The following is a 13,624-nucleotide window of genomic DNA, read 5'->3' as shown; positions in this document are numbered from 1 at the left end:
GCTGATTGAACGATTTTTAGGAAATACTATGACGATTAAAACAAAAAAACGCTTCGTTGATCTGTCCATCTATCTTGAGAATGATGTGCTGTCTGATCCACCACCGTTGGCCCCCAAAATTACCTATCAAAAACATGCAGATACATTGCCTGAATTTATGGCGATGTTGCCCGGCACTGAAGCAAATGATTTTCCTGAAGGAGAAGCGGCCGCCGCTGAATGGGTGACATTGACCACCCATAACGGTACCCATCTCGATGCGCCTTGGCATTTTCATTCTACTCAAGATGCTAAAAATGGTGGTTCGCGGCCCTCGATTACCATCGATGAAGTCCCGCTTGAGTGGTGTTTTCAGCCGGGGGTTAAGTTGGATTTTCGGCATTTCCCCAATGGTTATGTAGTGACGGCGGCGGATGTTGAAGCCGAATTGAAACGTATCGATTATGAACTGCAACCACTGGATATCGTGATTGTAAACACCCGTGCTGGGACTCGCTATGGTGAGTCTGATTATGTGTCTACTGGCTGCGGCATGGGTTATGAGGCGACCATGTACCTGCTAGAGCGAGGGGTTCGGTTGACAGGAACCGATGCCTGGAGTTGGGATGCGCCATTTTCCTATACCGCCGAAAAAATTGCTGAAACCGGTGACAAGAGTTTGATCTGGGAGGGCCACAAAGCGGGCCGTGATATTGGTTACTGCCACCTAGAGAAAATGCACAATCTCGAAGTATTACCTCCCCATGGTTTTACCATTAGCTGCTTTCCTCACAAAATTCGAGGAGCCTCCGCGGGCTGGACTCGAGCTGTGGCCATTTTTGAAGAACAATAACAATGTATTGCGGAGCATATAGCATGATAAAAACAACCCGAAAACGTTATTCCGCTGTTAATACCGTGGTGCATTTGACAGCGGCATCACTGCTCTGTTTTTCGGCCACCAGCATTGCCGGTGAGGTGGCTAAAGCGGAACGCCCCAATATTCTGGTGATTATGGCTGATGATCTGGGCTACTCAGATATCAGTGCCTTTGGCGGTGAAATTGCTACCCCCAATATCGATGCGTTGGCGGCCAACGGACGTATTTTAACGAACTTCCATACCGCCGCGGTGTGTTCTCCAACGCGGGCGAGTTTACTGAGTGGTGTCGATCATCATTTAGCGGGCATCGGTAATATGGCCGAAGTGGTGGGGCTGAATATCCATATTAATAAGCCCTTTACTGCGCCTTGGGGTGAATCCAACAGTTATGATTTCAGTAATATCCCTGACGGTTATCAAGGGCATTTGAGCGACCGGGTAGTCTCGATGGCCGAATTGTTCCGTGATGCGGGCTATCAAACCTCAATGGTGGGTAAATGGCATCTGGGTTATCAGGTTGTGAAGCCTCAGCATCGAGGTATGTCTTGGTATCAAGTGCGTGAAGCGTCTTTGCCGCATAATCGTGGCTTTGAGAACACCTTTGCGATGATCAATGGTGCCGGAGCGCATTTTGCCCCACCTTCACCACCGACACCGATGGACAAAACGGTATATGAAGAGAATGGCCGTGTTTTTCCTTCTGAACAGTTACCAAAAGACTTTTACTCCACCATTACCTACACCGATAAGTTGATCAGTTATATCGATTTGAGTCGTGCTAACAACAAACCGTTCTTTGCCTATGCCGCCTATACGGCGCCCCATTGGCCACTGCAAGCTCCGGCAGAAGATATTGCCAAGCAAAAAGGACGTTACGATGAGGGCTTTGAAGTTATTCGGGATCGCCGTATTGCACGCATGAAAACACTGGGGTTGATTCCTAAGGATTTCACGCCGAGCAGCCTAATTACGACCTCGGATAAAAACAAGCTTTGGGATCAGCTCAACGATGAAGAGAAAGCCCGTGAAGCACGCCTGATGGAAGTGTATGCCGCGATGGTGGCAAATCTGGACACCCATATTGGCCGTCTTATCAATCACCTGAAAGCGATTGGTGAGTATGACAATACCCTTATTATGTTTATGTCCGATAACGGTGCTGAAGGGGCGCCGCCGTTTGCTCCGCCGATTCCCGGCACTGAGATCGATAACTCGTTAGACAATATTGGTCGCCCCGGTTCTCTGGCCGCTTACGGCATGCGTTGGGCTGAGGTGAGTGCGGCACCGTTCCGCCTGTTTAAAGGTTTCACCGGCGCAGAAGGCAGCACCAGTTCGCCGTTGATCGTACAGCTGCCCCATCAAAAAGGCGCTCTACCCACCAGTGATGCCCGTATGCATGTGATGGATGTTTTGCCAACGCTATTGGAGATAGCGGGTATCGAACAGCCAGGACAAGAATATAAGGGTCGTCAGGTGTATCCCATTGAAGGTGTATCTTGGTTAAGCGCGCTGCAAAGCCCAGATAGTTTTGACGCAGTGAGAGCTGATGATGCGGTGCTAGCGGATGAGTTAATGGGGGCGAGCTATGTGCTCAAAGGGCCTTGGAAGCTGAGCCAACAGCCGGACTTCTCATTGCGTCCAGTGATGCGTAAAACCGTGCCGCTGAAACTCTATAACCTAGATGAAGACCGGGGCGAAACCCGCGATCTGGCCAGTCAACATCCGGATATTGTTGCTGATCTGCAGCAAGCTTACCGCGCTTATATTGACCGGGCTGAAGTCTTGGAACATGCCCGCTCTGCGAGTGGTCGTTGAGGTTATGTATGCGCACTAAATATCTAACGGCAGCCGGCGTGGTAATGGCCTTTGTGGCGGGGCTAGGGATCTACTCTGCCACTGCCCGAGTGTTGCCGGTAACTGCGGCTTTATCGCCGCAGGACTGTGATCGCTATAGTGGTCTTCCGCAGGGGTTCGGCGCGGATCCGTTAGCCGGTATGTTAGCGGTGCCTGCTGGGCATTTTACCCCTGGTAGCAATGATGGTTATGCCGATGAACGTCCGGCAGGGGCGGTTCAGATCGATGCGTTTATGATTGATCGTACTGAAGTGACTAATGCTCAATTTGCCGCCTTTATTGATGCCACAGGTTATATTACCGAAGCGGAACGGGAAGGCGGTGCGGTGGTTTTTCAGGCCCCTGAAGAGGGTGTGACGGTGCAATATAACGGTTGGTGGCGCTTTCAAAAAGGCGCCAACTGGCGTCATCCGGAAGGCCCCAACAGCCATCTAGAGGGACGGGATAATCATCCGGTTGTACAGGTGACTGAGAAAGATGCGCTAGCCTATGCTCATTGGTTAGGCCGTGAGTTACCTAACGAAGCACAGTGGGAGTGGGCCGCATTGGGTGGTGGCGATCAGGAGCAACTCGAGCGTGAACCCCGCAGTGATGATGGCAAGGCTAGCGCGAACTATTGGCAGGGGGTGTTTCCCTATATCAATACCGCAGAGGACGGCTTTATTCAGCGTTCACCGGTGGGCTGCTATCCGGCCAATGGCTATGGTCTCAACGATATGATCGGTAATGTCTGGGAATGGACGACCGATCCTTATCTTGGACCGCGGCAATACCACGGTAATGGTGATCCGGCCTCCATCCTCAGCAAAGGCACGACCGATCAGGCTTATAAAGTCATTAAAGGCGGCTCGTTTCTCTGTGCTAAGGATTACTGTGTGCGTTATCGCACTTCGGCTCGGTACCCTCAAGAGGCCAATCTTGGGGTTGCCCATGTGGGCTTTAGAACGGTATTAAACCTTAAACCTTAAATCTGAACAGCAATAGCGAGAGCTTTGAAATGACATTACCTGAAATACATCGGTTGGTGACGGGTCATGATGAGGCTGGCAAGGCCATTGTGTCGATCAATGGGGCGCTACCAACGGTGGTCGAATTAACGGCCATTCCCGGCACGGTGTTTCATGAGGTCTGGGCGACTGAGGCTACCCCGGTGCTAATCGATAACGGAGCCGACCCAACCCTCGGTGATCTGTGCTTACCACCCCCGGTCAACGGTACGCGGCTGAGGTTTGTGGATATCCCGCCAGATACTGAGGCTTTTTTACGTCAGGGTGCTACGGTCATGAACGATGCTTTTACCCAGATCGGTGATGCTGACGCCTCAACAGTGGCAGCGGATTCTCCCCATCCCTTAATGCACCGTACTGAATCGGTAGATTATGGGGTAGTGATCAGTGGCGAGATGACATTGGTATTAGATGACTCCGAGGTGTTACTGAAGCAGGGGGCGGTGGTGGTTCAACGCGGCACCAATCATGCCTGGGCAAATCGATCGGCGCACCCCTGTCGTATGCTTTTTGTGCTGGTTGATGGTGAATATGATCCAGCCATCGCCGCTGCACTTGCCGCACGCTGAATAACTTAAGACTAACAACGTGATGATGTTGGCGGCTTACCCCTTCTCATCGGTAATAATAACAAAGGAAATACGATGAAATTTGCGACTTTAGCGAATGGCAGTCTTGATGGGCAATTGATATTGGTTTCAAAAGATCAGGCAACGGCGGTTGATGCCTCGGGTATTGCGTTTGATCTCTTGACGGCCGTACAGCAGTGGTCTGCGGTGGAAGCGCCTCTGCAATCACTGTATGAGCAGCTTAATCGAGGCGAGCTGAGTGATAGCTTTACCTTTGATCCGAGTGCCTGCCTCGCACCACTGCCAAGAAGCCCGCAATGGCTCGATGCATCGGCGTTTTTGAATCACGGTAAATTAATGGAGCGGGCTTTCAATACGCCACCCATTCCTGATTTTGATACGGTTCCGGTGATGTATCAGGGGGCGAGCGATGATTTTCTCAGCGCCAGCGCCGATGTGCCGATGCCCAGCGAAGCTGATGGTATCGATTTCGAGGGTGAGTTCGGAGTTATTGTTGATGCGGTGCCGATGGGAACTTCTGAGGCGCAAGCTCAGTCAACCATTCGGTTACTTGTACAGATTAACGATTGGAGTCTGCGAGCACTAGGGCCCCATGAGATGAAGACCGGTTTTGGTTTTTTACAGGCTAAACCCTCTTCGAGCTTTGCTCCCATTGCGGTTACACCGGACGAGCTAGGCGATGCTTGGGCCAATGGTCGAGTCAATATGCAGTTGCAGGTTCGCTGGAACGGCGAGCGTTTTGGCGAGCCGCATGGTCGTGAGATGAACTTCTCATTTGCTCGCCTCATTCAACATGCCGCCCGTTCACGTAAACTGACGGCCGGTTGCATTATCGGTTCCGGCACGGTGTCGAATGAATCCCGTGCAGCGGGCTCTGCCTGTGTTGCCGAGCGTCGCGTGATAGAAATCATTGATCAGGGCGGTGTTAAAACCGACTTTATGCGTTTTGGCGACCGAGTGCGTATGCAGGCTCTATATGACGATGGCCGTGAAGGCCCCTTTGGTGTGATTGATCAACGAGTGGTCGATATTCACAACGATTAAACAAGTCCAGCACAGCAATTGAGAGGCAGCTATGCATATTGTGATTACTGGTGCGAATGGTTTTGTGGGGCACGCGCTGGCCCACCACTTGGCACAGCGCGGCGAATTGGGGGGCCGGCCAATTCGCCGCTTATCATTACTCGACCTGAGTTTTGATCAGTACACCCAGTCGCGGGTGCCGGTTGATCATTATGCCGGGGATTTGGCGGACACCCGTTGGTTGAATAGGGTGCTCGGCACCAGTCGACTGGATAGTGTGTTTCATTTGGCGAGTCTGCCCGGTGGGTTGGCCGAGCAGAACTATGCCCTCGCCCGGGCGGTAAATCTTGAAGCGACCCAAGGGCTGTTGGAATTGGGTAAACAGCAAGTTGAAGCTGGCGGACCGGCACCTAGGTTTGTGTTTGCCAGCAGCATCGCCGCGTTGGGGGAGCTCTCAGGCCATGTGACCGATGATACCCCTTTGCGGCCGCAACTGACCTACGGTGCGCAGAAGCTGATTGGCGAAATTATGCTGGCTGACTTCAGTCGGCGTGGATGGGTTGATGGTCGCTCGTTAAGGTTGCCCGGTATATTAGCGCGCCCAGCGGCCCCGACGGGGCAGTTATCTGCCTTTTTGAGTGATATCATCCGTGCGCTAAAGGCCGGGCAACGGTTTGTCTGTCCGACGTCTGCGAATGCGACTACTTGGGCGGTGTCCTTACCCTGTGCGGTGGATGCGCTAATGCAGGGGGCGATAATTGAGGCCGACAACTTGCCGAGCGGACGAGCATTAACCCTACCAACGCTCTGTTTTGCCATGCAAGATCTGGTGGCCGCGATCGGAGACGAGTATGGTACGCCGGTTGATGATTTGATTCAGTGGCAGCCGGATGAACGGATCCAAGCCCTGTTTGGCTCGTTCCCAACACTAGACACAGCCGCTGCCGACCGGTTAGGGTTTCGCCACGATGGTGACCTCAAACAACTGGTACGACAGGCTTTAGTTGAAAGTGAAGCGGCTGGCGCTTAGACCGAGCGGCTAAGCGTTTGCCATGATATTTTTTATTAAGCGTTATTAGTTAAGTGTGATTAATTAAGTTTTGCCCGCTAAAGGTGATATGACCCCCTAAATACATTTTGGTGTCAGATGCGGGCGTATGATGAGTACTCATAAAAGGAGGCAACGAATGTTGCAAGTGAAAGTTGCTAAGAAGAATAAAGAGTCAGAGCATATTGTCAGCTTTGATTTAGTTGCCCTCGATGGTCAAGCGTTGCCTGAATTTACCGCCGGTGCGCATATTGATGTACAGACGCCGAACGGTCCAACTCGTCAATACTCTCTGTGTAGTTCGGTTACGGAGCGGGATCATTACCGCATTGCGGTGATCCTCGAAGCAGAATCCCGTGGCGGCTCGGCGGCTATGCACAGTGCGGTTAATGAAGGTGACCTGCTGACCATAAGTGAACCGCGTAACTTATTTCCGTTGGCAGAAAAAGCGACCAACTCGCTATTGATCGCTGGCGGTGTAGGGGTTACACCGATGATGTGTATGGCAGACGGCTTGCATCGTCAAGGTGCCGCTTTCAGTATGTATTACTGTGGCCGCAATAAGCAGCATATGGCGTTTGTGGATGACCTCTTAAGCAGTGACTTCGCCGACCGGGTTGAGATCCATGAAAATAACGGTATCGCCGAAAAACGTAAAGATATGGATGCACTCTTAAGCACGGTGTTAGCCGATACTCATCTCTATGTGTGTGGCCCCAATGGCTTTATGGATCATGTCTTGGATACGGCCCGCAAGCACGGTTGGCCTGAAACCCAATTGCACCGTGAATATTTCACGGCGCCGGTTACGGATGATGATAGTAGTGATGCGTTTGTGATTGAGTTGGCCCAGTCGGGTAAAGTACTCACTGTACCGGCTGACATGAGTGCGGCGGAAGTGATCTTGGAGGCGGGTATTGATCTATCGGTTTCCTGTGAACAGGGTGTCTGCGGGGCTTGCTTAACGGATGTTTTAGAGGGAACTCCAGATCATCGGGATAGTTTTTTGACCGACGAAGAACAGCAGGCAAACGATCAATTTACGCCATGCTGCTCCCGCTCACGTTCAGCCAAATTGGTACTCGATCTGTAATAGCTGATAAAGCATTGAGAAGCATCTAAAAAGCTTCTCAATCGATGATCTTGATCGTAACGGTGCGTGACCGCTGAGTATCCGTTTTGTTGAACCTCGCCGAGGGTGAGGTTCGCTGTTTTTTCCGTGCTATCCCTTGGTTATCTGTTTAGGGCTTAAGGCTGCCGTTGGCTTGCTAAAACCAGGCTATCTTAGGTATTGACGCGGCTGTTCATTTACCCGTTATCAGCATCGTTAGCCGGTTCACGCTAATCTCCTCAATGTATTTTAACGCTATTGAAAACAATCACTTGTGCTCGTGTTAATAACGTGCGATTAAATAGATAAGCGGTAAGGTCAGCTGTATCCAGGCGCCGTTGACCATCCGATTATTAATGATGACGGTTTTGAGGAACATAGATGAACCTAGATAAAGCGAGAAGTCGCATCGCCAAGCAAGTTAAGAAAGGTAATAAAGGCTATCCGCAGATTGCGATTAAGTATGCCGGTGCCACGAAAGATTGTGCCACACAGGTTGTGATTGAGTTTACCTTAGAGGAGGGGGCATCGCCGCAGTCACAAACCTTTGTGGGTAAAACGGATGTGCGCGAGGATGAGGTAATCCAAACCACGGTGGTTAAAATTATCGAGCGGGCGAATGCCAATACAGTTATTGAATCCACAGAGGTGGCGTTAATTCGTTAATACAGTCATTGCCGAGGCGGCTCCGGTGAGCCGCTGCTCTTCGCTCAATGCTACCAGTGTCCATAGCGATTCATATCATAAACGCCGGCCTGTAGCGGTTCAGTACGTTGCATATAGTCTTTAAAACTGTGAAAGACACGCCAGAAGTGCGGGTTCATCCGGCCGATGCCCCAACGCTGCACAAACTGATTGAAACCTCGATCATCCTTGATGTGGCTAAACTGGGTCACAAACTCATCGACCTCACTCAGTTTTAGCTGCAATATCAGATTGGGGTAGCTGCCGATAGGGGTTGGCATAATGGTTAAACTATCGAGTGCTTCCTGGTAGCGTAATGATTCGCCTAACAGATAGGCGACACTGCTATGGCGACGATTGCGTAACAGGCTATAGGCTAGAAAATCAGGCTCTTGGGACTGCTTCCCGGACTCGTTATCTAGATTGATACGGATAAAGCTAACCTCGGGTAACCAGCGAATCCCCGCTAATTCGGCGGCAGGTTGCGCTGCGATTTTACTAAAAGCTCGGTTTATTGTTGCGCTTGGGGTGTCAGTGGTCTGATCGCAGGGGTCGCAACGGTTAATCAAATCACTATTGCCTGTCAGTAGCGGATATTTATTTAACAGGGTTTGCAGCAGTTCCTGTTTTGGATCATCACTGTGATAGACAATACCGCTAGGCGTATGGTTATCAAGGGCACGATAGGCAATTTTGGTTTTAAGTTTGGCGCTTGATTGATACCAGTTGGTATAGATTTTCTCACGGCTATTCGCGGGCATAAAACGCAGAAAGTTGGTTTCTGAACCATTGCGAATCAGGTCAAAATAGAGTCGTGTTTGTGCTTGGTGGGAGACGCTGCCGAAGACATCGAAATTGACCACCAGCTCATAGTAGGTACGTTCTAATAAGGGGTAACCCATCACCCAAGTGGTTAGCGGAATTTCACCTCGCCAGCCTTGCACCACCGACGCGCTGTTGTGATGCCTGAACACCGTTAGAAAAGCATTCGGATTGCTTTGCTCCCCGTTCCATATTTGCGCTAGCGAAGGGCCAGCAGGAAAGGTCTGTTGATAGGCTTTTTCACGTAGACTCAGGTAGTGGTTGCGATCATCGCTGTAACTTAGCCATTCAGAGCCGAATTTCAGCAGTGAGGTTTTTTCACCGGGTAACCCAAGATAGGGGTTTACGCTAGCCTGATAGCTTTCGTCATTGGTGTAGTGTTCCTGCGCAGGGTTTTCAAACATCACCCAGAACTGATCTCGAATAACATTGGTGGCAATCTGCCCACGGCAGACAGGCCCGCGAATAAAGTTGCGCACAAAAAATTGCGCTTCATCTAAGAGAAAGCGATAGCGGAGTTTGGCCGGAATCGCCGCAAAGGTGAGAAAGGGATTCGAGCGGTCAGCAAACTCATAGCCGGGCAGCTCGGTCACATCCCAATCGATGGCCGCAAATAACTGTTGGTAGCGTTCCAGCCGGTTGGCATCAAACCGATAGGTGATATGTGTTTTGTGAACAATGGTGCCGGCAATGGGGGTGAGGCGATAAAAGAACTGTTTTTGCGCATCATCATTAGGCCGCACCGTCGAGACAATCTCGGGCGTTTCACCGCTGGGTGTATAGGAACGGATGAGTTGATAAAATTGTACATTGTTGGGCTGCTCTGCCGCTGAGGCTTGTAGGTAGAGATGGCCCAAGAACAGATGCTCATAAAGATACCGGGCGAGCAGTTGTGAGCGTTTATCGGGTTGATTAAGCCAGCGCTCCCAGCGCGTGATCATCTGTTGGTCTGAGCTGCTGATCTGGCGGGATTGGGAGTCGATATTGGCCCCTTGTTTTAGCCAGGTAGAGAGGGTTTGATACTCCTGAGGTGTCAAGCCAGACACCGCAAGCGGCATACCCCCGTGAGGGAATTGCTCGGCATAATCGTCAAATTCCCCCGGAGCTGGACAGCTATTAACCCGATCAAATCCCAGTTCAATATCATCCGTTACTGGTTGGCCTGCCGGGAGTGGATTGTTATAACCGAGATCGATCATTTGTTGCATCAATGGGGCGGTTTTATCATGTTGGTCGGTGTAGTGAGATAACACCGAATAAAATCCCTTCTGACGCCATTGTTCTGGGGTTTGGGCATCAATGTAGAGGCGTGTCGGGGTGATATCACTCAATCGTGCACCATCATAAACTCGTTGTTTCGATGCACCCCGTTCAAGGCCGTGATAGGACTCCATTTTTAGCTGACAGGGGGCGTCATAACAGGCATGGCAGGCGAGACATTTGGTATCTAAGATCGGTTGAATATCATCGGTAAAGCGGTAGTTTTGGTGCGCAGCTATGGCGGGAATGATCTCTTTATCTTGTTGGTCTGAGGCAGTGAGAAAAAAGAGTAGACTGGCAATCAGCAAAATGCCGGCGTAGGTCTTTAACCCTGTTGGTTTTTTCATGCGCGCTGTCAGCCTGCTAACTAAAAAACCAGAGTAACAAATAGCCCTAATACTTTATAGCGCCAATGAGTGAGCAAGGTTGTCACCCGTCAAGGGTTGTTTGAATCAGTTGATTAATAGATGCCTTTTTATGCCAAGGTTATTATTATGCCTATGTATGTTAAGTGTTTTTACGATTACCTGCTCTCTAGCAGGTCAGCCGAATAAGTATAGGGGCCCTATGAGCCACAGTCACCATGGACATAGTCATCATGTCAGCAATTACAATCGCGCCTTTGCCATCGGTATTGCGTTAAATATTATCTTTGTGGTGATCGAGGCGGTCTACGGCGTATTGGCAGATTCACTGGCGCTCATCGCCGATGCAGGGCATAACCTGAGCGATGTGTTTAGTTTGATGCTGGCTTGGGGGGCGAGCTATCTGGCGGGGCTTGCGGCAACCGAAAAACGAACCTATGGGCTACGTAAAGCCCCGGTATTAGCATCGCTTGCAAGTGCTATTTTACTGTTGCTGGCGTTGGGGGGGATTGCATGGGAGGCCATCAGCCGCTTCGGAAATCCCGCACCTGTCGAGGGGATGACGATGATCGTGGTGGCCGCCATTGGTGTGTTGATTAACACCCTGACTGCGCTGCTATTCTTTAGCGGTCAGAAGGATGATTTGAATATCAAGGGCGCGTTTTTACATATGGCCGCCGATGCCGTGGTCTCACTAGGCGTGGTAGTGGCGGGATTGTTTATTTTGTTTAATGGCTGGTTTTGGATCGACCCGGTTATTAGTTTAATTATTGTCGCTGTTATCTTGGTGGGGACGCTGGGATTACTTAAAGATTCGATGAACTATGCTTTGGATGCGGTGCCCGACAGTGTTGATATCGCGGCGCTAAAATACTATATCAACGATTTAGAGTCTGTTGAGCGGATCCACGATCTGCATGTCTGGCCTTTGAGTACCACTGAAATAGCCCTGACAGTTCACTTGGTTGTGAATGACACAAAACTGGATAACCATTTTTTATGTCACCTACAACAGCACTTCCAAACACACTTCGATATCGCCCATAGCACTATTCAGATTGAGTCCTCTAGCGCAGAGCAGAACTGCATGCTGGATAATGACCATAAGCCGCACCATGAGCATGAGCACAACTAGCGACTCAGGTGAGTTGTTCATTCGTTACACCGTCGTGAACACGGTGTCGAGTTGATGGTCGACTATCTGACTGGCGGGCGTCAGGGTTCTGCGCTGCCAAGGAATAAAGCCTAAAAACCAGCAGCGCCAGAACCGCACCGATGCCTGGGGGTTTTCTTGCAGTAACTGTTCAAGGGTTTGTGCTTTGCCTAGTTCAATATTCAATGCATCTTTAAAAACCAGATGGACAAACTTGGAACAGAATTGCCGCTCAGAGTCGAAATCAAAGCCTAAGTGATAGAGCCGGTTACTTAGCTTGTTGGCTAGTTTGGTCGATGACGTTTTTAGTTGCTCGATCTCGGTTTGAGTTAAGGGCTGTTTAAGGCGGCGTACCATGACTTCATTATTGCAGGTGCGGCTAAGAAATTTGTCCAAAGGGGTTTTACAGACCACCGGCACTTTGCTTTCAATGACAAACCATTGATTAGCTTCTTTAATCGCAAAGCCCACATGGGAACTCCAGCTACCGGTGCCCTTAGCCACCTGCTTATAGAGAAAGGCATCGATCGAGATGAACAGAATATCGCCTTCCTCAAGGGTGGCGGTTACCTGTTGTACCAGCGTGTTGTTTGTGTGTGTCATGTTCAACTCCATTGTTGTGCGTGTGTGGTGTCTGTTTCAATGGCGTTGATTCTGGAGAAGAGGGCGTTTTTAAACTAGGCCGCGCTAAAAAGTAGTGTATGTTGATACCTTTAGATGCGAATCAGTGGATTTGGGGGGTATTAGCTATTAGCGTGTTGCTTGAAAATAATGCAGAAGCATAAAGCAAAGGCCCTTTTGGTTAGGCTGACCTTTGCTGTGCTCAATGCATGCCCAACCATGATCGGTAGACATGCAGGTTACTCGGTATTAGTTGAGATTTTTACTTAATACTTCGATATGTTCTGGGCCAATACCACAACACCCGCCGATCAATTCTGCTCCCAGTGCATGCCATTGCTGCGCCCATTGCAGATAGTTGCTAGGGGTTAAATCATCCCGTAACTCATCGAGTCCATCATTTGCAGTAGCATCTTTAGTTTGCGGTGGGAAAGCATTCGCGTAGGCCCCAACTTTAATGGCTCGTGCCTGTGCTGAGGGGGTATTGGCTAGCGTCTCTTTAGTCAGTTTAATCGCATCGGTGATGATTTCCGGCTGGCTACAGTTAAAGAGGATGGCATCTACACCGGCTTCGACCATAGCCTCAACGGCAGCCACCACCGTTTCACCGGAACGCAGTAAAGGCTGTTCGGTAACTTCTGCGTCTTCAAGCGTAAAGGAAACCCAGTAGGGCTTATGGGCGCTATCGATACGGTCAACCAGTGCTTTAACACACAGCGCTTCTTCAATGAGGCTTTGAGTTTCACTGAGCCACAGGTCGACATGGGGATTCATCGCCTGAATCAAAGGTAAGGCAATCGATTCGGCCTGTTCTGGTTGGTATAGGCCGGCGCGGTAGGAGCCAAATAGTGGCGGCAAGGAGCCCGCGACCAATACATCGCTCTGACCCGACTCGCTTACCGCTTGCTGAGCAACGATGGCGGACTGTTCTGCCAATGTGCTCGCCTGTGCTTTAAAACGGTCATCGCCAATATGGAAAGGAACTAGCGCGTAACTGTTGGTAATGATGACTTTCGAGCCGGCATCGATAAAGGCCTTATGGGCTTCTTTAACAATATCGGGTGCATCCATCATGGCTAATGCTGACCATTCAGGTTGTTTAAACGGCGCGCCTCGACGTTCGAGCTCTCTACCCATTCCACCATCAAGTATCGTGACCATATTCATAGTGCCTGTTTCCATCGATTCAATATTGACGCAATTCTAGCGCCCCCGAGGGGGGATT

General features: G+C 50.3%; 12 protein-coding genes. 9 read left to right on the top strand and 3 right to left on the bottom strand.

Annotation, left to right across the window (positions count from 1 at the left end; translation table 11 throughout):
- Positions 1-28 precede the first annotated feature (28 nt).
- The 8 genes from AC0L4K_RS09450 to AC0L4K_RS09415 all read left to right on the top strand — a co-directional run bounded on the left by AC0L4K_RS09450 (position 29) and on the right by AC0L4K_RS09415 (position 8,160).
- Positions 29-832: a cyclase family protein gene (locus AC0L4K_RS09450; protein ID WP_417223093.1), complete on the top strand. Its 804-nt coding sequence runs from the start codon at positions 29-31 to the stop codon at positions 830-832.
- A gap of 23 nt (positions 833-855) precedes the next feature.
- Positions 856-2,676, top strand: coding sequence for an arylsulfatase (locus AC0L4K_RS09445; RefSeq protein ID WP_473269065.1), 1,821 nt, complete (start codon positions 856-858; stop codon positions 2,674-2,676).
- An 8-nt stretch (positions 2,677-2,684) separates the two neighbouring features.
- Positions 2,685-3,683 carry a formylglycine-generating enzyme family protein gene (locus tag AC0L4K_RS09440; protein ID WP_473269064.1) on the top strand — a complete coding sequence of 333 codons (999 nt, stop codon included), beginning with the start codon at positions 2,685-2,687 and terminating at the stop codon, positions 3,681-3,683.
- A 29-nt stretch (positions 3,684-3,712) separates the two neighbouring features.
- The gene (locus AC0L4K_RS09435) at positions 3,713-4,291 is read left to right on the top strand and encodes a cupin domain-containing protein (protein ID WP_473269063.1); all 579 of its coding nucleotides are present in this window, start codon (positions 3,713-3,715) and stop codon (positions 4,289-4,291) included.
- A 75-nt stretch (positions 4,292-4,366) separates the two neighbouring features.
- A complete protein-coding gene (locus tag AC0L4K_RS09430) occupies positions 4,367-5,356 on the top strand; it encodes a fumarylacetoacetate hydrolase family protein (RefSeq protein ID WP_473269062.1) in 990 nt (329 codons plus the stop codon).
- Between the two features lie 31 nt (positions 5,357-5,387).
- Complete coding sequence (locus AC0L4K_RS09425) at positions 5,388-6,365, top strand: NAD-dependent epimerase/dehydratase family protein (protein WP_473269061.1); 978 nt, start codon at positions 5,388-5,390, stop codon at positions 6,363-6,365.
- 157 nt (positions 6,366-6,522) lie between these two features.
- On the top strand, positions 6,523-7,476 hold the full coding sequence (locus tag AC0L4K_RS09420) for a PDR/VanB family oxidoreductase (RefSeq protein WP_473269060.1): 954 nt from the start codon (positions 6,523-6,525) through the stop codon (positions 7,474-7,476).
- 399 nt (positions 7,477-7,875) lie between these two features.
- Positions 7,876-8,160, top strand: a complete 285-nt coding sequence (locus tag AC0L4K_RS09415) for a hypothetical protein (RefSeq protein WP_417223114.1) — start codon at positions 7,876-7,878, stop codon at positions 8,158-8,160.
- Between the two features lie 50 nt (positions 8,161-8,210).
- Here the strand turns inward: AC0L4K_RS09415 and AC0L4K_RS09410 are convergent, their stop codons facing one another.
- Complete coding sequence (locus tag AC0L4K_RS09410; protein ID WP_473269059.1) at positions 8,211-10,607, bottom strand: fatty acid cis/trans isomerase; 2,397 nt, start codon at positions 10,605-10,607, stop codon at positions 8,211-8,213.
- Between the two features lie 220 nt (positions 10,608-10,827).
- Here AC0L4K_RS09410 and AC0L4K_RS09405 point away from each other — a divergent pair, with 220 nt between their 5' ends.
- A complete protein-coding gene (locus AC0L4K_RS09405; protein ID WP_473269058.1) occupies positions 10,828-11,760 on the top strand; it encodes a cation diffusion facilitator family transporter in 933 nt (310 codons plus the stop codon).
- A 24-nt stretch (positions 11,761-11,784) separates the two neighbouring features.
- Here AC0L4K_RS09405 and AC0L4K_RS09400 read toward each other — a convergent pair whose 3' ends face one another.
- Positions 11,785-12,381, bottom strand: coding sequence for a YiiX/YebB-like N1pC/P60 family cysteine hydrolase (locus tag AC0L4K_RS09400; protein WP_417223122.1), 597 nt, complete (start codon positions 12,379-12,381; stop codon positions 11,785-11,787).
- 267 nt (positions 12,382-12,648) lie between these two features.
- Positions 12,649-13,566, bottom strand: coding sequence for a homocysteine S-methyltransferase family protein (locus AC0L4K_RS09395; protein WP_473269057.1), 918 nt, complete (start codon positions 13,564-13,566; stop codon positions 12,649-12,651).
- Positions 13,567-13,624 lie beyond the last annotated feature (58 nt).

The sequence above is a fragment of the Amphritea sp. GJ51-11 genome (assembly GCF_055808735.1).
Note: the sequence above shows the minus strand (reverse complement) of the source record. Positions and strands in the feature narration are given on the sequence as shown.